Here is a 24,760-nt window from a genome sequence, read left to right as displayed (position 1 = left end):
CAGCCGCGCGGGAGCAGAGCCACGTCCCGGCCCGGGCGGCGCGTCAGCCGCGCGGAAGCAGGCCCACGTCCCGGCCCGGACGGCGCGTCAGCCGCGCGGAAGCAGGCCCACGTCCTGGCCCAGGCGGCGGGCCGCCGTGGCGAAGAAGGTGTCCCGGTCCTCGACGACGCGGTGGAACTGGCCGAAGACCTCGAAGGAGACGAGGCCGAAGAGCTGCGCCCAGGCGGCGACGAGCGCGACGGCGAGGGCCGGCGGGAGGTCCGGGGCGATGTCGGCGCTGATGCGGACGGCCTCGGGGCGCAGGGGGTCGGCGAGCGGGGGAAGGGCGATGCCCTCGCCCGTGTGGGCTTCGCGGGCGATCCCGATGAGGACGAGGCCGACGCGCGAGGCGGGGACGACCGTGTCCTGGGGAGCGCTGTAGCCGGGGACCGGGGAGCCGTAGATGAGGGCGTACTCGTGGGGGTGCGCGACGGCCCAGGCCCGGACCGCGCGGCAGACGGCGGTCCAGCGGTCGAGGGGGCGTCGGCCCTCGGTCTCGGCGGCGGCCTGTTCGGCGGCGGCGCCGACGGCGTCGTAGGCGTCGACGATGAGGGCGGTGAGTAGGTCGTCGCGGCTGGGGAAGTACCGGTAGAGCGCGGAGGACACCATGCCGAGTTCGCGGGCGACGGCCCGCAGGGACAGCTTGGCGGCGCCTTCGGCGGCGAGCTGGGTGCGGGCCTCGTCCTTGATGGCGGCGGTGATCTCGATGCGGGCGCGGGCGCGAGCTCCTCGAACGGTCGTCATGGAGAGCAGTGTGCCACTTTCGGAGCACTGGAACGAAACAAGAGCACTGCTCTTGCTTGCGAGCACCGGACCGTGCACACTGATCTCAAGCGAGAGCAGTGCTCACACTTCATAGCCGCAGGAGGCTTCCATGTCCGCTCAGCCCGCCCAGCCCGCCGGCTCGTCCCCCGCCACCCACGTCAAGAAGCCCGGCTGGTTCACGGTGAACGTCTTCAACCGCGCCGTCGCCTGGATGACCCGCCGTGGCATCAGCGTCTGGGGCTCCCGCGTCCTCGCCGTCCGCGGCCGCAAGAGCGGCGAATGGCGCCGCACCCCCGTCAACCTCCTGACGGTGGACGGCGCCCAGTACCTCGTCGCTCCCCGCGGCCACGTCCAGTGGACCCACAACATGAGGGCCGCCGGCGGCGGGCAGCTCCACCTCGGCAAGCACGTGCAGGAGTTCACCGCCGTCGAGGTCGGCGACGACGACAAGCCCGCTCTGCTCCGCGCCTACCTCAAGCGCTGGAAGGCCGAGGTCGGCGTCTTCTTCGACGGTGTCGGCCCCGACTCCTCCGAGCAGGAGCTGCGGGCCATCGCCCCGAAGCACCCCGTCTTCCGCATCACGACGACGGGCTCCGCCACCCCGGCGGCCTGAAGGGGCCGGGGCAGCGGAGCCCGTAGCGAAGGGATCGGACGATCAGACGGATCAGACGGATCTGGCGGGCCTGACCGGCCGAACGGATCTGACCCTCAGACCTCTTCCTGGGAGGCCTCCGTCCCCTCCGGCTCGGACGCCGTCCGCTCGCGCGCGCTGACGCCCCGCCCCGCCGGGCCGACACCGGACGTGGTGTCCATCCGCTTGTCGAGGAGCTCCAGGGCCCGCCGGGCCATGCCGTTCGAGCGGACCATGCCACCGAGCGAGGCGGAGCCGCGGGTGATGTCGGCGAAGGCGTTCCAGGCCGGCCGCAGTCCCGTTATCGTCGCGTGCAGCAGCCCCGGACGCCGCTCGAAGACGGCGAGCATCCGTCGCCCGACGGCCATCTCGACACCGAGTCCCGCCTTGATGGCGAAGGCGTAGTTCAGGGCCTGGCGCCGCGCGTCGACCGCGTCGTTCGACTCGGCGACCCGCACCGCCCACTCGCCCGCGAGACGGCCCGAGCGCAGCGCGTACGAGATGCCCTCGCGCGTCCAGGGCTCCAGGAGACCGGCCGCGTCACCACAGACCAGGACCCGGCCGCGGGAGAGCGGCGAGTCGTCCGTGCGGCAGCGCGTCAGATGGCCGGAGGAGATGGTGGGCTCGAAGCCGGCGAGACCGAGCCGGGCGACGAAGTCCTCCATGTACCGCTTGGTCGCCGCGCCCTCGCCGCGCGCGGAGATGACGCCCACGGTCAGCGTGTCGCCCTTGGGGAACACCCAGCCGTAACTGCCGGGCATCGGACCCCAGTCGATGAGGACGCGCCCCTTCCAGTCCTCCGCCACGGACGGCGGTACGGGGATCTCCGCCTCGAGGCCCAGGTCGACCTGGCCGAGCTTCACCCCCACATGAGCGCCTATCCGGCTGGCACTGCCGTCGGCGCCGACGACCGCGCGCGCCAGGATCGTCTCCCCGTCGGCGAGGACGACGGCCACGGTCCGCCGGTCCGGCACGGCAGGGCCGTGCTGCTCCACCCGGCTCACCGTGGCACCGGTCCGCAGTTCGGCGCCGGCCTTCTGCGCGTGCTCGACGAGCTGCGCGTCGAACTCGGGACGGTTGATGAGCCCGAACAGCATCCGGCGCGAGCGGCGGGTGCGGGCGAACCGGCCGTCCAGGGAGAAGGTGACGGCGTGCACCCGGTCCTGGAGGGGCAGTTCGAAGCCCGGCGGGAGCGAGTCGCGCGAGGGGCCGATGATGCCGCCGCCGCAGGTCTTGTACCGGGGCAGCTCCGACTTCTCCAGGAGCAGCACCCGGCGGCCCGCGACCGCCGCCGCGTAGGCCGCGGACGCGCCGGCCGGTCCGGCGCCGACCACCACGACGTCCCAGACCTCGGCGGACTCGTCGGCCGCCGGGGCCGCGGCCTCGTCCGACGCCGCGTCATCCGGGAGGCGCGCCGGCTCCGCGTCCGTACTCCCGTCGCCGCTGCCGGCGGCACTCTCCTCGGCGCTTCCGGCGGCACTCCCGTCGGCGCTTCCGGCGGCGCTTCCGGCGGCCTCAGGAGCCGCGCCTCCGGGCTCGGTGTGCTCCGGACCGGCGTTCTCTGCCTGCTCGCTGCTCACGTGTGCTTCTGCTCCTGATCCGACCGGTGGTCTGCTCCTGACGCATCCTACGGCGCGGTAGCCAGGGGGCCGCCCGTAGGATCGACGGTGCGTTCGGCGTACCACGACATACGGCGGACGCCCGTCCCCACGTCGTAACGTCGCACCCATCAGGAGCGTGCCCATGACCTCGAATCCGATCGCCGAGACCGTCCGGTCACTCATGCCCCGGGCCAAGGCCGAGCTCACGGAGCTGGTGGCCTTCGAGTCGGTGGCGGACGAGGCCGTGGCGCCCCGCAGCGAGTGCGAGGCCGCGGCCAACTGGGTCGCGGACGCCCTGCGCGCCGAGGACTTCCAGGACGTGGCGCTGCTCGACACCCCCGACGGCTCGCAGGCCGTGTACGGCATCCTGCCCGGCCCCGTCGGCGCGCCGACCGTCCTCCTGTACGCGCACTACGACGTGCAGCCCAAGCTGGACGAGTCCGTGTGGCTCTCCCCGCCGTTCGAGCTGACCGAGCGGGACGGCCGCTGGTACGGGCGCGGCACCGCCGACTGCAAGGGCGGCTTCATCATGCACCTGCTCGCGCTGCGCGCCCTCAAGGCGAACGGCGGGGTGCCCGTGACGGTCAAGGTCATCGTCGAGGGCTCCGAGGAGCAGGGCACCGGCGGTCTGGAGCGGTACGCGGAGCAGCACCCCGAGCTCCTGACGGCCGACGCCATCGTGATCGGCGACGCGGGCAACTTCCGCGTGGGCCTGCCGACCGTGACCGCGACCCTGCGCGGCATGACGATGATCCGGGTCACGATCGACACCCTCGAGGGCAACCTGCACTCCGGTCAGTTCGGTGGTGCCGCGCCCGACGCGCTGGCCGCGCTGATCCGCGTCCTGGACTCGCTGCGGGGCCCCGACGGCTCCACCGTCATCGACGGCCTCGCGAGCGACCAGGTGTGGGAGGGCCTCCAATACCCGGAGGAGGACTTCCGCCAGGACGCCAAGGTGCTCTCGGGCGTGTCCCTGCCGGGCGCCGGCACCGTCGCCGACCGGATCTGGGCGCGCCCGGCGGTCACCGTCATCGGCATCGACGCCCACCCGGTGGCCGGCGCGACCCCGTCGGTCCCGAAGTCGGCCCGTGCGCAGATCAGCCTGCGGGTGCCGCCGGGCGAGGACGCGGCCGAGGTGACGAAGCTGCTCTTCGCGCACATCGAGAAGCACACGCCGTGGGACGCCCGGGTCTCCCTGGAGCAGGTCGGCCAGGGCCAGCCGTTCCAGGCGGACACCTCGAGCCCGGCGTACGCGTCGATGGCGGAGGCGATGCGGATCGCGTACCCCGGTGAGGAGATGCAGACGGCGGGCATGGGCGGCTCGATCCCGCTGTGCAACACCCTCGCCTCGCTCTACCCGGAGTCGGAGATCCTCCTCATCGGTCTGAGCGAGCCCGAGGCGCAGATCCACGCGCCGAACGAGTCCGTCTCGCCGGAGGAGCTGGAGCGGCTGTCGGTGGCCGAGGCGCACTTCCTCGTCAACTACGCACGGTCGAAGCAGGTCTGACGGAGCATCTGACACCGGACCGGTTCAGCGCTCGGCGAAGCTCGCCGAGCGCGTAGAAACACACGGCGGACCTGCGCGGATGCGTAGGTTCGCCGTATGGCACCCATCGAACTCACCCGGATCACCCCGCGACTTCACCTCCTCGACTTCTCCATCGGCCAGGCCTACCTGTGGCAGGACGAGGAGGAGCTGACCCTGATCGACGCCGGCTGGGCCGGGACGGCGGACGGCATCGACGCGGCGATACGGTCGGCCGGCCTGGACCCGGCCCGGCTGCGCCGGATCGTGCTGACCCACTGTCACCGGGACCACGTGGGCTCGGCCCAGGAGCTCGCGGACCGGCACGCGGCCGAGATCCTCGCGCACCGGCTCGACGCGCCGGTGATCCGCGGCGAGGCCCCGATCCCTGAGCCCGACCTCCTGGACTGGGAGCGCCCGATCTTCGCGCACGGTCTGACGTCACCCGAGGCGCCGCCGACCCGGGTCGACCGGGAGGTCGAGGACGGCGAGGAGCTCGGCTTCGGCGGCGGCGCCGTGGTCGTCCACTCCCCCGGTCACACGCCTGGCTCGATCGCCGTCCATCTGCCGCGCCACGGCGTGCTGTTCAGCGGGGACACGGTGACCTCGGTGCCGGACGTGATGTTCGGCGTCTTCCACGTCGACCGCGCCCTCGCCCTGGAGTCGATGCGCACCCTCGCGAAGCTGTCCCCTTCGGTGCTGTGCTGCGGGCACGGTGCACCGGTGACGACGAACACGGCGGAACGGCTGACGGTGGCGGCGGCGGAGGCTCAGGCCTAGGGAGCGGCACGGGCGCCGGGGTCGCCCCGCCGGGGACCCTCCGTGGGGGCCGGCCCGCCGGCCGCCCCCGCCGTCGAGGGCGCAGGGCCTGCTGTCGGGGCCGGCCCGCCAGGGGCGTCGTCAGCCCACCGGGACGCCCGCCTCCAGGTTGAGGACCGTGCCCCGTTCGCGCGCGCGGAGTGCCCAGCGGAGGCGGCGGTAGCGGACCGGCGGCAGCAGTTCCTCCGCCTCCTCCTCGGTGACGAACCGCCAGCCGCGGAGTTCGGCGCCGGGGAGGTGGAGCCGCTCGGCGTCGGCGGTACGGAGCGTGCCGCCGTCGAAGAGCAGGCGCAGCCCGCCGTACCCGGGGGGCTGCGGACGCTCCCAGTCGACGAGCAACAGGCGGGGTACGGCGTCCAGTTCGAGGCCTATCTCCTCGGCCACCTCCCGCATGCCGGCCCGCGCCGGGGGCTCGCCGGGCTCGACGACCCCGCCGGGGAACTCCCACCCGGGCTTGTACGTGGGGTCGACGAGCAGGAAGCGGTCCTGCTCGTCGAAGAGCAGGACGCCGGCGGCGAGGGTCTCCCCGGTCGGCTCGGGCGTCTGGACGATGCCGCAGGGCTCGACCTGCCCGGCCAGGACCGCGTCGGCGACGGCCCGGGCGGCCTCGGCCGCCGTGAGTGCCGAGGTGTCGAGCGTGTACGCGTCGGCGGCGAGCCAGTCAAGGGCGGCTCGGTACGGCGGCAGGTGCTGGTGGCACCACTCCCGTACGCGTGCGTCGACCTCGGGATCGCCGTACTCCGACCGGCCGTCGATCCGCTCGCGCAGGATCGTTTCCTCCGGGGCGAGCAGCACATGGCGCACGTCGATCCGGCGCGCGGCGAGCCCACCGAAGATCTCGTCCCGGTACTCCTGGCGGAGCAGGGTCATCGGGACGACGAGGACGCCGCCGACCTCGGCAAGCAGGGCGGCGGCGGTGTCGACGACCAGACGGCGCCAGATCGGCAGGTCCTGGTAGTCCTCGACCTCTGCGAGCCGCTTGGCCGGGAGGAGCCGGCGCAGCCCCCCGCCGGTGAGCTCGGGGTCGTACAGGGTGCTGTTCGGGATCAGATCGACCAGTTCGCGCGCGGTGCTGGACTTCCCCGCGCCGAACGTACCGTTGATCCAGACGATCACGTCTTTCCCCCTCTTCGCTAGCCCCCAGTGGCTTGCCCGCAACACCCTGCCACGGAAACCACGAACACATGTCTCGGCATGTGCGTGACACTTCTGGGCGGCCGTCGTTGATAACGGCAAGCACGAGGGGGTGCGGAGATGAGTCGTACGGTTCTCGAACGGTTTCCGGCCGGCGGCCCGCGGGGCAGCTGGCCGGCGGAGGAGTTCGCCGGCGCGCGGCGCCAGGAGGGGGTGCCGGCCCGGGTCGTGATGGACCTGGAGTCGGACGCGTTCCTGGTCATCGTGGAGCAGCGGTCGCCGGAGCGGGTACGGGAATGAGCCGGGTGCGCGAGTAGGGATCAGCGGACCGGGCGGCGGCCATCCGGGTTCGGGGTGAGCCGGGCGCGGAAGAAACGCGTCCCGGATCAGCGGACCTGGTCGGCCACCGTCACGCCCCCGAGTGAGCCGGGCGCGGGAGGCGCCCCGGATCAGCGGACCGGGGCGGCCATCGCGGCCGCCGCCGCGCCGACGAGGCCCGCGTCCGTGCCCGTGGCCGCCGGGACGACCGTCAGGTTGCGGACGAAGGAGAGCGTGGCGTAGGTGCGGAGGCTGCGGCGGAGCGGGGCGAAGAGGACCTCGCCGGCGCCCGCCACCCCGCCGCCGACGACCGCGACGTCGATCTCGACGAGGGCGGCGGTGGCGGCGATGCCGGCCGCGAGCGCCTGGGCCGCGCGTTCGAACGCGGCGACGGCGATCGGGTCCCCGGCGCGCGCGGCGGAGGCCACGGCGGCGGCGGAGGCGTCCCCGTCGGGGCCGGGCCGCCAGCCCTTCTCCAGGGCGCGGCGGGCGAGGTGCGGGCCGGCGGCGATGCGCTCGACGCAGCCGCGTCCGCCGCACGCGCAGGGCTCGCCGTCCAGGTCCACCGGGACGTGGCCGATGTGACCGGCGTTGCCGGTGGGTCCGGAGTGGACGCGGCCGTCGAGGACGAGCCCGCCGCCGACGCCCGTGGAGACCACGAGGCACAGGGCGTTGTCGTGACCCCGGGCCGCCCCGAGCCAGTGCTCGGCGGCCGTCATGGCGACGCCGTCGCCGACGAGGGTGACCGGTCGGCCCGCCGTCGCCCGGCGGACCCGTTCGACGAGCGGGTAGTCGCGCCAGCCGGGCACGTTCACCGGGCTGACGGTCCCCCGGGAGGCGTCGACCGGGCCCGCGCTGCCGATGCCGACGGCCCCGGCTGAGTCCCACAGCGGGGAGGCCGCGAGGTCGGCGAGGACCCCCTCGACCGCCGCCATCACCGTCTCGCCGTCCTCACGCGCGGGCGTGGCTCGTCGCGAGCGGACACGGATGCGGCCCTCGCCGTCGACCAGGGCGCCTGCGATCTTGGTGCCCCCGATGTCGAGGGCGGCGACGAGGCCCGTGGCGGGGTCGGTGGGCATGGGTGGCGGGTCTCCCGTCGGCGGCCGGGGGCGGCAGGTCGTTCCGTACAGTCTCCACAGTCTTTCCTGGGATGACAACGTTGTCCAGGCTCTATGCTCGAACCGAGATCGACTCGACACCCCGCACCACGTCTTCGGAGGAACCACGCACCGTGGCCGACATCGCCCGCCGCATCGAGTCCCGCTACGGCAATCGGCCCACGATGAAGGACGTCGCCGCCCGGGCGGGCGTCGGCCTCAAGACGGTGTCCCGGGTCGTCAACGGCGAAGCGGGCGTCACCCCGGACACGGAGCGCCGGGTCCGGGAGGCCATCGAGGCGCTCGGCTTCCGCCGCAACGACAGCGCGCGGGTTCTGCGCAAGGGCAGGACGGCGACCGTCGGTCTGGTCCTGGAGGATCTCGCCGACCCCTTCTACGGGCCGCTCAGCCGGGCGGTCGAGGAGGTCGCGCGGGCGCACGGGGCCCTGCTGATCAACGGTTCGAGCGCCGAGGACCCGGACCGGGAGCAGGAGTTGGCGCTCGCGCTCTGCGCGCGCCGGGTCGACGGTCTCATCGTCATCCCCGCCGGCGACGACCACCGGTATCTGGAGCCCGAGATACGCGCCGGCGTCGCGACGGTCTTCGTCGACCGGCCGGCCGGGCGGATCGACGCCGACGCCGTCCTCTCCGACAGCTTCGGCGGGGCGCGCGCGGGCGTGGCCCATCTGATCGCGCACGGCCACCGCCGGATCGGCTTCATCGGCGACCGTCCCGGCATCCACACGGCGGCCGAGCGGCTGCGCGGCTACCGCGCGGCGATGGAGGACGCGGGCCTGCCGGTCCGGGACGACTGGGTCTCCCTCGGGTCCACCGCTCCGGAGCGGGTGAGCACGGCGGTACGGGAGATGCTGACGGCGGCCGAACCCGTGACGGCCCTGTTCTCGGGGAACAACCGGGTCACCGTGACCGTGGTCCGGGCCCTCGCCCGGCACGGGCGGCCGGTCGCCCTGGTCGGGTTCGACGACATCGAACTGGCCGATCTGCTCGGCGTCACCGTCGTCGCCCAGGACGCCGCCGCCCTCGGCAGGACGGCGGCCGAGCGCCTCTTCCGGCGCCTCGACGGTGCCGACGAGGCGCCGGAGCGGCTGGTGCTCGGCACGACGCTGCTCGCCCGCGGATCGGGCGAGATCGCACCGCCGGCCGTCTGAGCTCCGTCGCCCGGCGGCTCGGCCGATGCCGCAGGTGGGGCGGGTCCTGCGGGTGGGCGCGAGTTCAGCAGACCCGCAGGCCCGCCACCGGGCCGCCGCCCGCGCCGCCCGACAGGTGGAGGACGCTGAGGTAGACGTTGGTGTTGCCGCTGTCGTCGTCCGTGCGGGCGAACCAGCGGCTGGTGCTTCCGCCGTACGTCTCGGTCCGGTCGAGGTCGACCTGGCAGTAGAAGGCGTGCGGTCCCGCGCCCACCGTGCCCATCTCCCCGCCGTCGTACCGGGTGGTAATGGCGCTCCTGACGACCTGGCAGGTCGCGGAGGAGCCGGAGGCGGTGCAGCCGGAGGAGGGCGGCGGGACCTCGGTGGTGGGAGCGGCGGTGGTGCCGCCCCCGGAGGACCCGCCGGTCGTGCTCGTGCCGCCGGTCGTGGTGGTGTCCCCGCCGGTCGTGCCCGGGGCCGTCGCGCCGCCTCCGCCGCCCGCCCCTGACGCGGTGTCCGAACCGGCGCCGCCCGCAGCCGAGCCGCCCGCCGCCGAGCCGGGATCCGAGCCGTCCGTGCCGGGACCGGCGGTCGCCGGTGCTCCGCCGGCCGCCGCGCCCGACTCCCGGCCGGAGGGTGTGGGAACGGCGGAGGGGCCGGCCGTGCCGCTCGGCTGCCCCGACGGCGCGGCGCTGGTCCCCGGGTCCAGGACGCGGCCGGGGTCGCCCCCGGTGGCCCCCTGACCCCCGTCCTGCTGGGTCTCGCCGCCGGCCCGCGGGCTGTGGCCGTGGTCCATGAGGGCGTACGTGATGCCTCCGCCGGCCAGGAGGACGGCGGCCACGGCGGAGGCGACCAGTACGTTCCCCCGGCGCGATTTCGCCCCCGCGCGCCGGGCGGCTCGCGCCCCTGCGCGGCCGCCGGTGGCCGCGTCGAGCTGTACGGGCGGCACGGGGAGGGCCGGACCGAAGGCGCCGGCGAGCGGCGGAATCGGGGGCGTGCCCGCGGCAGCGCCGACGTACGGGTTGGGCTGCACGGGACTCGCGTACGGGTGCGGCACGGACGACTCCACGCCGGGCGTCCCCCCAGCGGGCGTCTCCCCGATGCGCGCCTCCCCGGTGGGCGTGTCCACTCCGGGCACCTCGGCAACGGGTGTCTCCTGGGCCGCCCCAGGCCCGGCCTGGACCCCCGCGAGCAGTCGCGCCGCCTCCCGTGCCGTCGGGCGGGCGGCCGGGTCCTTGTCCAGGAGGCGGAGCAGGACCGGGGCGAGGGGTCCGGCGCGGCGGGGCTCCGGGAGGGGCTCGGTGACGATGGCGGCGAGCGTCGACCAGGTCGACGTACGGCGGAAGGGCGAGGAGCCCTCGACCGCCGCGTACAGGGTCGCTCCGACCGCCCACACGTCCGAGGCGGGCCCCGGGTCCTGGCCCTGGGCGCGCTCGGGGGCGAGGAAGTCGAGGGAACCGACGATCTCACCGCTGCGGGTGAGATGGGTCGCGGAGCCGTCGCCGGGGTCCTCCATGGTGGCGATGCCGAAGTCGGTGAGGACGATCCGGCCCGATCGGTCGAGCAGGATGTTGCCGGGCTTCACGTCCCGGTGGAGGACGCCCACGTCGTGCGCGGCGGCCAGCGCCTCCAGGACGTGGGCGCCGATGCGGGCCGCCTCGGCGGGTGCGACGGTGCCGCGTTCGCCGAGGACGTCGTCGAGGGAGGGCCCGTCGACGAGCTCCATGACGATGACGGGCCGGCCCTCGTGTTCGGTGACGTCGTGGACGGCCACGACTCCGGGGTGGCGGACCCGGGCGGCGGCGCGGGCCTCGCGGGTCATCCGCAGGCGCAGGTCGGCCAGTTCGGGCGCGGCCGCGTCCGAGTACGTACGGAGCTCCTTGACGGCCACCTCACGGCCGAGGACCTCGTCGACGGCCCGCCAGACGACGCCCATGCCGCCGCGTCCGAGCTGCCGCACGATTCTGTAGCGGTCCGCGATCCGCCCGTTCTCCCCCGATGACACCGCTGCCCCGTCCCCCTGTCGATCATATGAACTCGACAAGAGTACGGGGCAGTTGGCGGGAAAGTGACCGTTTAGCGATCAGTGTTGGCGGTGAGGTCGCCTCGGCGCGGGGCGGCGAAGCGGTCGAGGTCGGCGCGGGTCATTCCGGTGAGGGCGTCGACCTCCGCGCCGTCGAGGGCGCCGCACTGGAGGCCGCGCAGCAGGTAGGAGGAGAGGGCCTTGGCGGTGGCGGGCTCGTCCATGACGTCGCCGCCGGCGTGGTTGGCGTAGGCGGAGAGGCGCTTGGCGGCGGTCTCGAAGCCCTCGCGGTAGAAGGCGAAGACGGCGGCGTAGCGGGTGGGGATGTGGCCGGGGTGCATGTCCCAGCCCTGGTAGTAGGCGCGGGCGAGGGCGCGGCGGGTGAGGCCGTAGTGCAGGCGCCAGGCCTCGTGGACGTGCTCGGTGGAGCCGACCGGGAGGACGTTGGTGGAGCCGTCGGAGACGCGGACGCCCGTGCCGGCTGCGGCGACCTGCATGATCGCCTTGGCGTGGTCGGCGGCCGGGTGGTCGCTGGCCTGGTAGGCGGCGGAGACGCCGAGGCAGGCGCTGTAGTCGAAGGTGCCGTAGTGCAGTCCGGTGGCGCGGCCCTCGGCGGCGCCGATCATGCGGGCGACGGCGGCGGTGCCGTCGCTGGCCAGGATGGACTGGCTGGTCTCGATCTGGATCTCGAAGCCGAGGCGGCCCGCGTCCAGGCCGTGGGTCTTCTCGAAGGCCTCCAGGAGGCGGACGAAGGCGGAGACCTGCTCCGGGTAGGTGACCTTCGGGAGGGTGAGGACGAGGCCCTCGGGGAGGCCGCCGTTCTCCAGGAGGCCGGTGAGGAAGACGTCGGTGGTGCGGATGCCGCGGTCGCGTACGGCGGACTCCATGCACTTCATCCGGATCCCCATGTACGGGGCGGCGGTGCCGTTCTTGTACGCCTCGGAGATCAGGCGGGCGGCGCGGGCGGCGTCCTGGTCCTCGTCCGTACCGGCGTAGCCGTCCTCGAAGTCGACGCGGAGGTCCTCGATGGGCTCGCGCTCCAGCTTGGCGCGCACACGGCCGTAGACGTCCTCGGCGAGGTCGTCGGAGAGGCCGAGGACGGCGGCGAAGGAGGCGGCGTCGGGGGCGTGCTCGTCGAGGGCGGCGAGGGCCTGGTCACCCCAGGAGCGGATGGTTCCGGCGTCGAAGACGTTGCCAGGGACGTAGACGGTGTGGACGGGCTGGCGGGTGCCGGGGTCCCCCGGGTAGCGCCGGTCGAGCTCGGCGTCCACCGCTGCGAGGGAGGCGCTGATGCCCTCGCTGACCGCGCCCGCGAGGCTCGTCGACACCTTCTCCTGCTGACCCATCCTGCATCCTCCTGTTTTCCGCTGCACGGAATCAACAATCCGTATAGCGAAGTTAGTAGGCCGTCGGGACCTGAGTCAATGGTTGTCCGAAACGGCCGGGGGCCGCACGGCGACAGATCGCCGTGCGGCCCCCGGGACCGACAGAACCGCAGGTCATCAGCCCTTGCGGGACTTGACCTCTTCGGTGAGCTGCGGGACGACGTCGAAGAGGTCGCCCACGACGCCGTAGTCGACGAGGTCGAAGATCGGAGCCTCGGCGTCCTTGTTGATGGCGACGATGGTCTTCGAGGTCTGCATGCCCGCGCGGTGCTGGATCGCGCCGGAGATGCCGGAGGCGATGTACAGCTGCGGCGAGACCGACTTGCCGGTCTGGCCGACCTGGTTGGAGTGCGGGTACCAGCCGGCGTCGACGGCGGCGCGCGAGGCGCCGACGGCGGCACCGAGCGAGTCGGCGAGCGCCTCGATGATCGCGAAGTTCTCGGCGCCGTTGACGCCGCGGCCGCCGGAGACCACGATCGCGGCCTCGGTCAGCTCCGGGCGGCCGGTCGACTCGCGCGGGGTGCGGGCGGTGACCTTGGTGCCGTGCGCCTTCTCCGAGAAGGAGACGGAGAGCGCCTCGACGGCGCCGGCGGCGGGGGCGGCCTCGACGGGGGCCGAGTTCGGCTTGACCGTGATGACCGGGGTGCCCTTGGAGACACGGGACTTGGTGGTGAAGGAGGCGGCGAACGCGGACTGCGTCGCGACCGGGCCCTCGTCACCGGCCTCCAGGTCGACGGCGTCGGTGATGATGCCGGAGCCGATGCGCACCGCGAGGCGGGCGGCGATCTCCTTGCCCTCGGCGGAGGACGGGACCAGGACGGCGGCCGGGGAGACCGCCTCGTACGCGGCCTGGAGGGCCTCGACCTTCGGGACGACGAGGTACTCGGCGAACTCGGGGGCGTCGGCGGTGAGGACCTTCACGGCACCGTGCTCGGCGAGCGCGGCGGCGGTGTCGGCGGCGCCGTTGCCGAGGGCGACGGCGACCGGGTCGCCGAGGCGGCGGGCGAGGGTCAGCAGCTCCAGGGTGGGCTTGCGGACGGCTCCGTCGACGTGGTCGACGTAGACGAGAATCTCAGCCATGGGACTTCAATCTCCTGCGAACGAAAAGGGGGCGGTCTGAGCGGCTCGCGGGAGCCTTAGATGAACTTCTGGCTCGCGAGGAACTCGGCGAGCTGCTTGCCGCCCTCGCCCTCGTCCTTGACGATCGTGCCCGCGGTGCGCGCCGGGCGCTCGGCAGCGGAGTCGACGGCGGTCCAGGCACCCTCCAGGCCGACCTCCTCGGCCTCGATGCCGAGGTCGGAGAGGTCCAGGGACTCCACCGGCTTCTTCTTGGCGGCCATGATGCCCTTGAAGGACGGGTAGCGGGCCTCGCCCGACTGGTCCGTCACGGAGACGACGGCCGGAAGCGAGGCCTCCAGCTGCTCGGAGGCGGTGTCGCCGTCACGGCGGCCCGTCACGACGCCGCCCTCGATCTCGACCTCGGAGAGCAGGGTGACCTGCGGGACGCCCAGGCGCTCGGCGAGGATCGCGGGGAGGACGCCCATGGTGCCGTCGGTGGAGGCCATACCGGCGATGACGACGTCGTAGCCGACCTTCTCGATGGCCTTGGCCAGCACCAGCGAGGTGCCCATGACGTCGGTGCCGTGCAGGTCGTCGTCCTCGACGTGGACGGCCTTGTCGGCACCCATGGAGAGCGCCTTGCGCAGCGCGTCCTTGGCGTCCTCGGGACCGACCGTGAGCACGGTGACCTCGGCGCCGTCGGCCTTTTCGGCGATCTGCAGGGCCTGCTCGACGGCGTACTCGTCGAGCTCCGACAGCAGGCCGTCGACGTCGTCGCGGTCGACGGTCAGGTCATCGGCGAAGTGCCGGTCGCCGGTGGCGTCGGGCACGTACTTCACACAGACAACGATCCTCAAGCTCACGCCGGCTCTCCTACTGCATCGGTCATAACTGGGCTGCCTTGTTGCTCGCAGCATAGGCGCCTGAAGGGCGGGTTTCCGGTCGGGGCGCCAGACGCCCCGACCGGAATATTACTCGTCAGTACACCCAGTTCGTTACCGCTGAGCAAGCGCTCAGGCATGTGACCTTGCCAACGCGCGGAGAGCGGCGCGTACGGGAACTCTCAGTCGCGCAGTGCGTTGAAGCGGCCGTGGTGGTAGAGGAGCGGCCGGCCCACCCCGTCCGGGTCCCCGGCGACCGCCTGCGCGATGACGATCCGGTGGTCACCGGCGGGCACCCGGGCCACCACGCGGCAGACCAGCCAGGCGAGGACGCCGTCGAGGACGGGGACGCCCTCGGGGCCGACGCTCCAGCGGGTCCCCTCGCCGAAGCGGTCGGCGCCGCTGCGCGCGAAGGTGGCCGCGAGCTCCTGCTGGTGCTCTCCGAGTATGTGCACGCCGATGAACTCGGCCTCGGAGACCACGGGCCAGCTGGAGGAGGTCGTGCCGACGCCGAAGGAGATCAGCGGGGGCTCGGCGGCGACGGAGTTGAGGGAGGTGGCGGTGAAGCCGACGGGGCGTTCGCCGTGTGCGGTGATCACCGCGACTCCGGCCGCGTGCCGGCGGAAGACGGAGCGGAGCAGATCGGGAGAGGCCTGCCGGGGTGCGCCGATCGTGGGAACGGTACTGAGCTGGAGGTCCGGCGAAACCGTCATGGAGTTGTCCTTCTGCGAGGGCGTCATGAGAGGGGTCCTGGGGTGGTCAGACACCCGGACAGCGCGCGCTCGCGTTGCGGGCCAGGTCCACGTGGGCCCGCCCGTAGAGAAGGAGTTCTATAGGCACTCCGTCAGGGTGACGATCGTTGGACGGTGCAGTCAAGTGCGTACCGGGATGTGGGAGAAGTGTCACGGCGTCAGACGGCAGGGCCGGGCTCGCGCCGGACCGCCCGTCAGACCGCCCGGCCCAGTGCGGCGATGACGTCGGCTCTGCGGGGCTGTCCGGCGGCCCGGCGGACGACCCGTCCGGCGGCGTCGAGGACGAGGACGGTGGGGGTACGGGCGATGCCGAGCTCGCGCACCAGGTCCAGGCGCTCCTCGGCGTCGATCTCCACGTGCCCCACGCCCGGCACCATCGCGGCCACCTCGGCGAGGGTGCGGCGGGTGGCACGGCAGGGCTGACAGAAGGCCGTCGAGAACTGGACGAGGGTGGCCCGCTCCCCCAGTGCGGCGCCCAGCGCCTCCGGTCCCAGGACCTCCGTCATACCGTTCCCCTTCGCTCTGCCGTTCCTCCGGTGCAGCGTCCCACGGAGCCGGACGATTCCCGCCACGACCACCGCGAGTGACGAGAATCTCCCCGTCCGAAGCCGTCTGGACTGGTCACGGGGCCGCACATGGGGCACGATCTGCCCAAAGCCGAAAACCTACGGCCGCGTAACTTCGCCGGGAGAACCCGCTCCGGGCACATGAAGAAGAGGTTCCTCTCCGATGGCAGAACTCGTCTATCGACCGGTCATCGGCGCCGCTCTGACCATGTTCAAGGCGCTCGACCTGAAGATCGACACGCAGGGTTCGGAGCACATCCCGCGGACCGGCGGCGCGGTGCTCGTGAGCAACCACATCAGCTATCTGGACTTCATCTTCACCGGTCTCGCCGCTCTCCCGCAGAAGCGCCTGGTGCGCTTCATGGCGAAGGACTCGGTCTTCAAGCACAAGGTCTCCGGTCCGCTCATGCGCGGCATGAAGCACATCCCGGTGGACCGCGCCCAGGGCGAGCACGCGTACAAGCACGCCCTGGAGTCGCTGCGGGCCGGCGAGATCATCGGCGTCTTCCCCGAGGCGACCATCTCGCAGTCCTTCACGCTGAAGAGCTTCAAGACGGGTGCGGCGCGTCTGGCGCAGGAGGCGGGCGTCCCGCTGATCCCGATGGCGCTGTGGGGCACCCAGCGGCTGTGGACGAAGGGCCGGCCGCGGAACTTCAAGCGGAGCCACATCCCGGTGACCATCCGCGTCGGCGAGCCGGTGGAGGCTCCCGCCGACCAGTACGCGGGCGCGATCACCCGGCGGCTGCGCGAGCGCGTCCAGGAGCTCCTGGAGGCCGCGCAGCGCGCCTACCCGGTGCGGCCGAAGGACGCGAGCGACACCTGGTGGATCCCCGCGCACCTCGGCGGTACGGCTCCGACGCCGGCGCAGGTCAAGGAAGCCGGCTGACGGAACCGTTTCTCCCCGCCCTGAGGGCCGCCCCGGGAGGTCAGAGCTCGGCCGGCAGCGTCCGGTCGAGGGTCGGACGGTCCGGGGCGGCCCTCAGGACGTCCAGGACGACCGGGTGCGGCTCGGCGTGGAGCTCGGGGTAGTCCAGTTCTCCGAGCTCCGGCCGTACCGTCCAGGCCAGCCTCTCCTCCTCCAGCGAGAACCGGGCGTCGATGCCCGGCTTGTTCCCCCGTACGTCCTGCCGGGCCCAGGCGCGCTCGCCGGGCAGCAGGACGGCGACCAGGCCGTGCACGACCGGGTCCGAACCGTCGTCCTCGGTGAGCCGCTGGTAGCAGAGTGCGGCCGGGATGCCGCGGGCCCGCAGCAGCGCGGCGTACGCGAGGGACTTGGCGTAGCAGATGCCGTTGCGCTGCTCCAGGACGTCGGAGGCGCGCCAGGTGACGCGGAGGTCGCCGGAGTCCATGGAGTGCGGGATGGCGTCGCGGACGAAGACATAGGCCGCTTCGGCGTATGAGTATGCGTCGGGATGGTCGTCGGCGAGGCGTTCGGAGATTTCCCTGACGAGCGGGTGGTCATGGTCGACGGACTCGCTCACCGCCAGGTAGGCGTCGATGTCAGGGTTCTGCTGGATGAGTTCCATGCGGGACGACCCTACGAAGACGGCCGGACGGAGTCAATGACTTTCCGTCCGGCCGAATATTCATACACACAGGGCTAGCGGGACAGCTCTTCCTTCAGGGCCTGGAGGAAGGCGTCCACGTCGTCCTCCGTGGTGTCGAAGGAGCACATCCAGCGGACATCGCCGGCGGCCTCGTCCCAGAAGTAGAAGCGGAACCGTTCCTGCAGGCGACGGGTCACCTCCTGCGGGAGGCGGGCGAAGACCGCGTTGGCCTGCACCGGGTAGAGGATCTCCACCCCGTCGACCTCGCGCACCCCGGCGGCGAGACGCTGCGCCATCGCGTTGGCGTGGCGGGCGTTGCGCAGCCACAGGTCCTTCGCGAGGAGGGCTTCCAGCTGGACCGACACGAAGCGCATCTTCGAGGCGAGCTGCATGGACAGCTTGCGCAGGTGCTTCATGTGGCTGACCGCGTCGGGATTGAGGACGACGACGGCCTCGCCGAAGAGCATGCCGTTCTTCGTGCCGCCGTACGAGATCACGTCCACGCCCACCGCGTTGGTGAAGGCGCGCATCGGCACGTCGAGCGAGGCGGCCGCGTTGGCGATGCGGGCCCCGTCGAGGTGCACCTTCATGCCCTTGGAGTGGGCGTGCTCGACGATCGCGCGGATCTCGTCCACCGTGTAGACGGTGCCGAGCTCCGTGTTCTGGGTGATCGAGACGACCTGGGGCATGGCCCGGTGCTCGTCCTCCCAGCCCCAGGCCTGCCGGTCGATCAGCTCGGGGGTGAGCTTGCCGTCCGGGGTCGGGACGGTGAGCAGCTTGAGGCCGCCCATCCGCTCCGGCGCGCCGCCCTCGTCCACGTTGATGTGGGCGGTCTCGGCGCAGATCACGGCGCCCCAGCGGTCGGTGAGCGCCTGGAGCGCGGTCACGTTCGCCCCGGTCCCGTTGAAGACCGGGAACGCCTCGGCGGTGGGGCCGAAGTGGCTGTGCATGATCCGCTGGAGGTGATCGGTGTACTGGTCCTCGCCGTAGGCGACCTGGTGGCCTTCGTTGGCGAGGGCGAGGGCCGCGAGGACCTCGGGGTGGGCGCCGGCGTAGTTGTCGCTGGCGAAGCCCCGGACCGACGGGTCGTGGTGACGACGTGCGTCGGTCCTGGGGCCGAGTGCCGCGGTCACGGCTTGGGGGTCAGCCACAGACGCTGTCCATTCACTTCCTGGGCGGGCTTGTCCCAGAGCCCGGCGATCTCTTCGGCCAGGTCCTTGACGTCGGTGAAGCCCGCGAACTTCGCGTTGGGGCGTTCGGCGCGCATGGCGTCGTGCACCAATGCCTTGATCACCAGGATGGCAGCAGCCGCCTGCGGGCCTTCGTCGCCCCCCAGCTTGCGGAAGGAGTCCGCCATGGCCAGGGTCCACGCCTCGGCCGCCGCCTTGCCGGCGTTGTACGCGGCGTTGTTGGCGACCGGCTTGTGCGCGCCGGACTGGCTGATCAGGGCGTACCGGCCGCGTCCGCCGGCCCGCAGCAGCCCGTCGTGGAAGGCGAGCGAGGTGTGCTGGACGGTGCGGATGAGGAGCTTCTCCAGGAAGTCCCAGTCCTTGAGGTCGGTGTCCGTGAAGGAGGAGCTGCCGCGCCAGCCGCCGACGAGGTGGACCAGGCCGTCGATCCGGCCGAACTCCTTCTCGGTCTTCGCGGCCCAGTCGCGGGTGGCTTCCAGGTCGAGGAGGTCGACCGTGTCGCCGATGACCTTGGCTCCGCCGTGGGCGTAGCGGGCGGCGTCGACGGCCTCCGCGAGGCGGGCCGGGTCCGCGTCGGAGGCGACGACCGTCGCGCCCGCCTCGGCCAGGCGCAGCAGCGTGGCGCGGCCCGCGGGGCCGGCCGCGCCGGCGACGGCGATGACGGCGCCGTCGAGCGGTCCGCCGTTTCCGTTGGAGATCATGGGCGACGCCTCCTCGGTGTGCTCGTTGAGGTCGCTCACGCGGCGGCCCGCTCGGTGCTCGGGACGTCGGCGGCGGTGATCCCCTTGGTGTCGGCGATCACGCCCTTCAGCTTCTTGGAGAGGGCCTCAAAGAACATGCTGAGCGGAAACTCGTCCGGAAGCACGTCGTCGACCAGCTTGCGCGGCGGGAGGGAGAGGTCGAGGGCGTCGGGGCCCTTGGCCCACTTCGATCCCGGGTGCGGGGCGAGGTAGGTGGAGACGAACTCGTACGCCTTGAACCAGTGGACCAGCTTCGGGCGGTCGATGCCCTCGCGGTAGAGGGTCTCGATCTCGGAGCAGAGGCGGTTGGTGACCTCGGGGGCGCGGTCCCAGTCGATGGTGAGGATGTTGTCCGTCCAGCGCACCACGTCGTTCTTGTGGAGGTACGCGAAGAGGAGCTGGCCGCCCAGGCCGTCGTAGTTGCGGTTGCGGTCGCCGGTGAGCGGGAAGCGGAACATGCGGTCGAAGAGGACCGCGTACTGCACGTCGCGGCCGTGCGCGTTGCCCTCGGCCTCCAGCTTCACGGCCTCCTTGAAGGCGGTGAGGTCGCAGCGGAGCTCCTCGAGGCCGTACATCCAGAACGGCTGGCGCTGCTTGATCATGAAGGGGTCGAAGGGCAGGTCGCCGCGGCTGTGGGCGCGGTCGTGGACCAGGTCCCAGAGCGCGAAGGCCTGCTCGCAGCGCTTCTGGTCGCCGAGCATGACGGCGATGTCCTCGGGCAGCTTGACGCCGAGGGTGTCGACGGCGGCCTCGGTGACCTTGCGGAAGCGCGCGGCCTCGCGGTCGCAGAAGATGCCGCCCCAGGTGAAGCGCTCGGGGACCTCGCGGACGGCGACGGTCTCCGGGAAGAGGACGGCCGAGTTGGTGTCGTAACCGGCGGTGAAGTCCTCGAAGGTGATTCCGCAGAAGCCCGGGTTGTCGTAGCGGGTGCGCTCCAGCTCGGAGAGCCACTCCGGCCAGACCATGCGGAGCACGACGGCCTCGAAGTTGCGGTCGAGGTTGCCGTTCTGCGTGTACATCGGGAAGAGCACGAGGTGCTGGAGCCCGTCGGCGCGGCCGGCGGCGGGGTGGAACTCCATGAGGGAGTCCAGGAAGTCCGGGACGGTGAAGCCGCTCTCGACCCACTTGCGCAGGTCCGCGACGAGGGCGCGGTGGTAGGCACCGTCGTGCGGGACGAGCGGGGAGAGCTGCTCGACGGCCGCGATCAGGCGGTCCACGGCGAGCTCGACGAGCGCGCGGGCGGGGGCGCCCTCGGCCTCGAAGTCGATGGAGCCGTCGGCGCTCTGCCAGGGACGGATCTCCTCCACGGCATTCTTGAGCTCGGCCCAGGCCGGGTGGTCGATCACGCGGGCGTCGGTGGATATCCCCCCACCGGTCACGTCCTGCACAAGAATTTCCGTCATGCCTCTTCCTCCACAGGAGAACCTTGCGTCAAGACAACGTAACCATCGACGCGTGTTTCCCACAAGGGGAGGCAAAAGAAATTATCCTGCGCGACCCCCCTGACGGCAGAAGTTTTTCCTGTCCGTCAGGGTCGAGGCCACGCTTCCGCCGTACAGGCGTCAGGTGAGGGGCTTGATCAGCAGTTCGAACTCCAGGTCGTCGCGCTGGGGCAGGCCGAAGCGCTCGTCGCCGTACGGGAACGGGGTCGTCCGGCCCGTGCGCCGGTAGCCGCGCCGCTCGTACCAGGCGATCAGCTCCTCGCGCACGGAGATCACCGTCATGTGCATCTCGCGCACGTCCCACAGCTCGCGCACCCGGCGCTCGGCCTCCGCGATGATCTGCTTGCCCAGACCCGCGCCCTGCAGCTCGGGACGGACGGCGAACATGCCGAAGTAGGCGGCCTCGCCCCGGTGCTCCAGCTGGCAGCAGGCGACCAGCTCGCCGTCCCGCTCCACGACCAGGAGCCGGCTGCCGGGGGTGGTGATGACCGCGGTCACGCCCTCGGGGTCGGTGCGCTGCCCCTGGAGGATGTCGGCCTCCGTGGTCCAGCCGCCCCGGCTGGCGTCGCCCCGGTAGGCCGACTCGACGAGCGGGACGAGGGCGGGGACGTCGTCCAGGACCGCTTCGCGGTAGCTGATCCGGCCGGTCTCCTGGGACGTGGCGGTGTCCATGTATCGGGGCTCCCCTCAGGCGCTGACGATCGGCGTGCGCGATCGTCCCGAGCCTAACGCGCGCGCCTTTCCGCTCCCCTCGTACACCTGTGCGCGCCCGTGCGCCCGCGTGCGGCGTTCCGGCGGCGGGCATTCCTCTCTGCAGGGGACGGCATGGAGGGGGAGGTGTGCCGTGCACGGACCGGCTCTGTCCGGATGGCTGATGGTCGCGCTGTGCGCGGCGACGGGCGCGTACTGCCTGCTGCGGATGCGGGCCTGCGCCGGCGAGGAGCGGAAGGCCGCCGGCGGCGAGGCGGTGATGGGCTTCGGCATGGCGGCCATGGCGCTGCCCGCCGCGGTACTGACCCCGCCGCCGTGGGTCCTGGCGGTGTACGGGGCGGTGTTCGGCGCGGCGGCGCTGCACGGGCTCCTCGCGGTCCGGCGCGGCGGCCACCATCTGCACCATCTGGTGGGCTCACTCGCCATGGTCTACATGACGGTGGCGATGGCGGCGCCCGGCGCGGCGGGGGCGCACGCGGTGCACACGGCGGGGCCCGCCGGGGGCATACCCGTGCTCACGGGCGGGCTGCTCCTCTATTACGTGGCGTACGTGCTCCGCTCCGGGGCGCGGCTCGTCCCGCCGGCCGCGGCCGCCGGCGGCCCGGGTCCCGCCTGGGCGACCCGGCCGGAGCTGACGCTGGCCTGCCGGCTCTCGATGGCGCTCGCGATGCTCGCGATGCTGGTGACCGTGTGAGGGGGTGCTGCCGGGATCCGGTTCCGGCGCACTGCTGGGCTCCGGGCCGGTGCCGGCGCGTTCCGGCCCGGCGCTGTCGGGATCCGGCCCGACGCCTGGACGTTCCGGCCCGGCCCTGTCGGGATCCGGCCCGACGCCTGCACGTTCCGGCCAACCAAACCGTGGCGTACGTCACTTGACGTGCGCGCCCATACCCCTGCGCGTACCGCGCTCATAGGCTGACGCCATGTGGGTCTCCCTCGCGCTGTTCCTGCTCGGCCTCCTGACCGCCCTCGCGGCCCCCCGGCTGCTGTCCCGGGCCGACTGGGTCGAGCGAGAACCCGTGGTGGCCCTGTGGGTGTGGCAGTGCGTGGTGGCGGCCGTACTGCTGAGCTTCGCGCTCTCCATGACCTTCAGCGCGTCCGCGGCCTGGCAGGCCGTACGGGGGCAGGTCTTCGCGCCCGCGCCGCGCGCGGTGGTCGACGCCTACGAGCTCGGCACCTCCGGACCCTGGTCCGCGGTGCTCGCGGTGGCCCTCGCGGCCGGCGGGCTCTGGTCCGGGGCGATGCTGGGCCGGGAGATCGGCCGGGCCCGCGCCCGGCGCCGGCAGCGGCGCTGCGATCTGCTCGTGCGCGCACCCCTGCTGCCCGGGGAGCAGCCGGGCAGCGAGCGGCTCGTCGTCCTGGAGGGCGAGCGGGCGGACGCCTGGTGGATGGCGGGCTCGACACCCCAGCTGGTCATCACGACGGCGGCGCTGCGCCGGTTGAAGGGACGTCAGCTGGACGCGGTCCTGGCGCACGAGCAGGGCCACGCCCGGGCCCGGCACGACTGGCTGCTGCACACCTCGGGGGCGCTGGCCGCCGGATTCCCGGGGATCCCGGTCTTCGCGGCCTTCCGCGAGGAGATGCACCGCCTGGTGGAACTCGCCGCCGACGACGTGGCATCGCGCCGCTTCGGGCGGCTGACGATCGCGCTCGCACTGGTCGAACTGAACGAGGACCGAGGGGTGTTCGGCCCCGGTCCCACCCATACCGCCGACCTTCCGCAGCGGGTCGACCGGCTGCTCACCGCGGCCCCCCGCCTCACCGCCGGACGCCGGCTCCGGCTGACGGCGGCCGCGTCCCTGGTGCCCGTGATCCCGGTCCTCGTGGCCTTCGTCCCGGCGCTCCGCGTGCTGGGATAACGGCAGGTGCCTGCGACCGGTGCTGTCCGGGCTGCGACGCGCGACGGTCGCCCGGAGGGCGGTGCGGTACTGATCGTCGGGCAGGATCGGCGCATGCGCACCTCCGCCCTGGTCTCCGGGGTCCTGGCCCTGACTCTGCTCGTGCTCGTCGCCGTGGGGTGGGAGCCGCTGCTCTCCTTCGACCGCTCGGTCGCCGAGGCGCTCCACCGCCACGCGCTCGCCCACCCCGGGTTCACTCACCTCAACCGGGTCCTCACCGACTGGGTGTGGGACCCCTGGACGATGCGTGCCCTGGCCGCCGTGACCGCAGTGCTCTTGTGGTGGCGGCGGGAGCGGCGGGCGGCGCTGTGGGTGGCCGGGACGAGCCTGCTGGCCGTCGGGCTCCAGCAGGCCCTCAAGGCGCTCGTGGGGCGGGACCGTCCGTACTGGACCGACGCCGTGGACTCCGCGCGGTACGCGGCCTTCCCGTCGGGGCACGCGATGTCGGCGACCGTCACCTTCGGGCTGCTGCTGTGGGTGCTCGCCCTGCACTGGCGCGAGGAGTGGCGCGGCTGGGGCACCCTGGCGGGCGTCGCCGTCGTCTCGGTGCTCGGGGTCGGCTGGACCCGGGTCTACCTGGGCGTCCACTGGCCCTCGGACGTGGTCGAGGGCTGGCTCCTCGGCTGGCTCTGCGTGGCCGCGGCGGTGCTCACGTACCGGTGGAGCGAGCGGCGCGGAGCCGTTCGCCGCTCCCCCGAGGGCGAAGGCGGCGGGAGCAGAATGGGAGAAAGACGATGAAGCCGCCTGTTCTGGACGATCCCCCGTGTCGCCCAGAACAGACGGCATCCCCGGCGGTATGCCACACGGGCATGCCGACGGGATGCGCCGAGTATATTGGCCGGCAGCCAGTCAACGCAGGAGTCCAGCATGTCCCCGCGTAGCCCATCGGTCAATGAAGAGCTTCGGCGCCGGTCGCGGGAGCGGATTCTCCAGGCCACCGTGGACCTCGTCGACGCCCATGGCTACGAGGCGACGACGCTCGGTGACATCGCGGAGCGGGCCGGTACGGCGCGGGGGCTGATCTCGTACTACTTCCCCGGCAAGCGGGTGCTGCTCCAGGCGGCGGTGCACCGGCTGATGCACCTGACCCTGGAGGAGGCGCTGGAACGGGAGCCGCGCACGGAGGACGGCCGCGAGCGTCTCGCCCGCGCGATCGACGCGATACTGGGGCTCGCGGTGACGCGTCCCACCCTGATGCGGACGCACATGGCGGGGATCCTGCAGGCCGATGGTTTCGTGCAGTGCGAGGAGCAGCAGCGCCTGGCCTTCCTGCTGCGGGACACGGTCGAGCGGTACGGCTCCGCGGACGTGGACACGGACTATCCGCTGCTGCGCGCCCTGCTGATGGGCGCGGTGGTGGCGGTGCTGCTGCCGGGTGCGCCGATGCCGCTCGCGCGCCTGCGCTCGGAGCTGTTCCACCGGTACGGCCTCGACTGGGAGGCGGGCACGCCGCCGGACGGGGGTCCGCCCGACGGCGCGCCGCGATGACAGG

Annotated in this window: 25 protein-coding genes; 10 read left to right on the top strand and 15 right to left on the bottom strand. The window is 72.8% G+C overall.

The annotated features are described in order from the left end of the window. Positions 1-87: 87 nt before the first annotated feature. Complete coding sequence (locus tag ABT041_RS09785; protein ID WP_351181774.1) at positions 88-783, bottom strand: TetR/AcrR family transcriptional regulator; 696 nt, start codon at positions 781-783, stop codon at positions 88-90. A gap of 130 nt (positions 784-913) precedes the next feature. On the opposite strand from ABT041_RS09785, the gene ABT041_RS09780 reads away from it, so the two are divergent. Further along, positions 914-1,417, top strand: coding sequence for a nitroreductase family deazaflavin-dependent oxidoreductase (locus ABT041_RS09780; RefSeq protein WP_351181771.1), 504 nt, complete (start codon positions 914-916; stop codon positions 1,415-1,417). 95 nt (positions 1,418-1,512) lie between these two features. Here the strand turns inward: ABT041_RS09780 and ABT041_RS09775 are convergent, their stop codons facing one another. After that, positions 1,513-2,772 carry a geranylgeranyl reductase family protein gene (locus tag ABT041_RS09775; protein ID WP_351181993.1) on the bottom strand — a complete coding sequence of 420 codons (1,260 nt, stop codon included), beginning with the start codon at positions 2,770-2,772 and terminating at the stop codon, positions 1,513-1,515. Positions 2,773-3,178: 406 nt separating this feature from the next. Here ABT041_RS09775 and ABT041_RS09770 point away from each other — a divergent pair, with 406 nt between their 5' ends. After that, positions 3,179-4,543 carry a dipeptidase gene (locus ABT041_RS09770; RefSeq protein WP_351181768.1) on the top strand — a complete coding sequence of 455 codons (1,365 nt, stop codon included), beginning with the start codon at positions 3,179-3,181 and terminating at the stop codon, positions 4,541-4,543. Positions 4,544-4,639: 96 nt separating this feature from the next. Continuing rightward, complete coding sequence (locus ABT041_RS09765) at positions 4,640-5,341, top strand: MBL fold metallo-hydrolase (protein ID WP_502976420.1); 702 nt, start codon at positions 4,640-4,642, stop codon at positions 5,339-5,341. 120 nt (positions 5,342-5,461) lie between these two features. Here ABT041_RS09765 and ABT041_RS09760 read toward each other — a convergent pair whose 3' ends face one another. Then, the gene (locus tag ABT041_RS09760; protein ID WP_351181765.1) at positions 5,462-6,496 is read right to left on the bottom strand and encodes an NUDIX hydrolase; all 1,035 of its coding nucleotides are present in this window, start codon (positions 6,494-6,496) and stop codon (positions 5,462-5,464) included. Between the two features lie 138 nt (positions 6,497-6,634). Here ABT041_RS09760 and ABT041_RS09755 point away from each other — a divergent pair, with 138 nt between their 5' ends. Beyond that, entirely contained in the window at positions 6,635-6,814 is a 180-nt protein-coding gene (locus tag ABT041_RS09755; protein ID WP_351181762.1) for a DUF8839 family protein, read from the top strand. A 149-nt stretch (positions 6,815-6,963) separates the two neighbouring features. Here the strand turns inward: ABT041_RS09755 and ABT041_RS09750 are convergent, their stop codons facing one another. Beyond that, on the bottom strand, positions 6,964-7,911 hold the full coding sequence (locus tag ABT041_RS09750; protein WP_351181759.1) for an ROK family protein: 948 nt from the start codon (positions 7,909-7,911) through the stop codon (positions 6,964-6,966). A gap of 152 nt (positions 7,912-8,063) precedes the next feature. On the opposite strand from ABT041_RS09750, the gene ABT041_RS09745 reads away from it, so the two are divergent. Next, complete coding sequence (locus ABT041_RS09745) at positions 8,064-9,098, top strand: LacI family DNA-binding transcriptional regulator (RefSeq protein ID WP_351181757.1); 1,035 nt, start codon at positions 8,064-8,066, stop codon at positions 9,096-9,098. 64 nt (positions 9,099-9,162) lie between these two features. Here the strand turns inward: ABT041_RS09745 and ABT041_RS09740 are convergent, their stop codons facing one another. From ABT041_RS09740 to ABT041_RS09715, 6 genes are all read right to left on the bottom strand, one after another. Further along, positions 9,163-11,082 carry a serine/threonine-protein kinase gene (locus ABT041_RS09740; protein WP_351181754.1) on the bottom strand — a complete coding sequence of 640 codons (1,920 nt, stop codon included), beginning with the start codon at positions 11,080-11,082 and terminating at the stop codon, positions 9,163-9,165. A gap of 71 nt (positions 11,083-11,153) precedes the next feature. Beyond that, on the bottom strand, positions 11,154-12,446 hold the full coding sequence (locus ABT041_RS09735) for a DUF6986 family protein (RefSeq protein WP_351181751.1): 1,293 nt from the start codon (positions 12,444-12,446) through the stop codon (positions 11,154-11,156). A gap of 156 nt (positions 12,447-12,602) precedes the next feature. Beyond that, positions 12,603-13,565, bottom strand: a complete 963-nt coding sequence (locus ABT041_RS09730) for an electron transfer flavoprotein subunit alpha/FixB family protein (RefSeq protein WP_351181748.1) — start codon at positions 13,563-13,565, stop codon at positions 12,603-12,605. Between the two features lie 56 nt (positions 13,566-13,621). Further along, positions 13,622-14,407 (bottom strand): electron transfer flavoprotein subunit beta/FixA family protein, encoded by a 786-nt coding sequence (locus ABT041_RS09725; protein WP_351181745.1) that lies wholly within the window; start codon positions 14,405-14,407, stop codon positions 13,622-13,624. Between the two features lie 200 nt (positions 14,408-14,607). Then, complete coding sequence (locus ABT041_RS09720; RefSeq protein WP_351181987.1) at positions 14,608-15,138, bottom strand: flavin reductase family protein; 531 nt, start codon at positions 15,136-15,138, stop codon at positions 14,608-14,610. Between the two features lie 233 nt (positions 15,139-15,371). After that, positions 15,372-15,683: a TlpA family protein disulfide reductase gene (locus tag ABT041_RS09715; RefSeq protein ID WP_030686007.1), complete on the bottom strand. Its 312-nt coding sequence runs from the start codon at positions 15,681-15,683 to the stop codon at positions 15,372-15,374. A gap of 223 nt (positions 15,684-15,906) precedes the next feature. Here ABT041_RS09715 and ABT041_RS09710 point away from each other — a divergent pair, with 223 nt between their 5' ends. Beyond that, positions 15,907-16,629, top strand: a complete 723-nt coding sequence (locus tag ABT041_RS09710) for a lysophospholipid acyltransferase family protein (protein ID WP_351181742.1) — start codon at positions 15,907-15,909, stop codon at positions 16,627-16,629. Between the two features lie 40 nt (positions 16,630-16,669). On the opposite strand, the gene ABT041_RS09705 is transcribed toward ABT041_RS09710, so the two are convergent. The 5 genes from ABT041_RS09705 to ABT041_RS09685 form a co-directional block, all read right to left on the bottom strand. Next, complete coding sequence (locus ABT041_RS09705; RefSeq protein ID WP_351181739.1) at positions 16,670-17,269, bottom strand: transglutaminase-like domain-containing protein; 600 nt, start codon at positions 17,267-17,269, stop codon at positions 16,670-16,672. A gap of 74 nt (positions 17,270-17,343) precedes the next feature. After that, the gene (locus ABT041_RS09700) at positions 17,344-18,423 is read right to left on the bottom strand and encodes a threonine aldolase family protein (RefSeq protein ID WP_351181736.1); all 1,080 of its coding nucleotides are present in this window, start codon (positions 18,421-18,423) and stop codon (positions 17,344-17,346) included. Continuing rightward, positions 18,420-19,181 (bottom strand): SDR family NAD(P)-dependent oxidoreductase, encoded by a 762-nt coding sequence (locus ABT041_RS09695; RefSeq protein WP_351181984.1) that lies wholly within the window; start codon positions 19,179-19,181, stop codon positions 18,420-18,422. The genes ABT041_RS09700 and ABT041_RS09695 overlap by 4 nt, the downstream gene beginning before the upstream one ends. 35 nt (positions 19,182-19,216) lie before the next feature. Then, the gene (locus tag ABT041_RS09690) at positions 19,217-20,623 is read right to left on the bottom strand and encodes a DUF6421 family protein (protein WP_351181733.1); all 1,407 of its coding nucleotides are present in this window, start codon (positions 20,621-20,623) and stop codon (positions 19,217-19,219) included. A 159-nt stretch (positions 20,624-20,782) separates the two neighbouring features. Continuing rightward, positions 20,783-21,334, bottom strand: coding sequence for a GNAT family N-acetyltransferase (locus tag ABT041_RS09685; protein ID WP_351181730.1), 552 nt, complete (start codon positions 21,332-21,334; stop codon positions 20,783-20,785). A 172-nt stretch (positions 21,335-21,506) separates the two neighbouring features. Here ABT041_RS09685 and ABT041_RS09680 point away from each other — a divergent pair, with 172 nt between their 5' ends. The 4 genes from ABT041_RS09680 (at position 21,507) to ABT041_RS09665 (ending at position 24,756) form a co-directional block, all read left to right on the top strand. After that, on the top strand, positions 21,507-22,067 hold the full coding sequence (locus tag ABT041_RS09680; RefSeq protein ID WP_351181727.1) for a DUF5134 domain-containing protein: 561 nt from the start codon (positions 21,507-21,509) through the stop codon (positions 22,065-22,067). A gap of 226 nt (positions 22,068-22,293) precedes the next feature. Beyond that, positions 22,294-23,229, top strand: coding sequence for a M56 family metallopeptidase (locus ABT041_RS09675; protein WP_351181724.1), 936 nt, complete (start codon positions 22,294-22,296; stop codon positions 23,227-23,229). 93 nt (positions 23,230-23,322) lie between these two features. Beyond that, positions 23,323-24,006, top strand: coding sequence for a phosphatase PAP2 family protein (locus ABT041_RS09670; RefSeq protein ID WP_351181721.1), 684 nt, complete (start codon positions 23,323-23,325; stop codon positions 24,004-24,006). Positions 24,007-24,135: 129 nt separating this feature from the next. After that, entirely contained in the window at positions 24,136-24,756 is a 621-nt protein-coding gene (locus ABT041_RS09665) for a TetR/AcrR family transcriptional regulator (protein ID WP_351181718.1), read from the top strand. Positions 24,757-24,760: the final 4 nt, after the last annotated feature.

It is taken from the genome of Streptomyces sp. NPDC002825 (genome assembly GCF_040295385.1).
GTDB lineage: Bacteria > Actinomycetota > Actinomycetes > Streptomycetales > Streptomycetaceae > Streptomyces.
The sequence above is the reverse complement of the archived record's forward strand: the minus strand, read 5'-3'. Positions and strand labels throughout refer to the sequence as shown.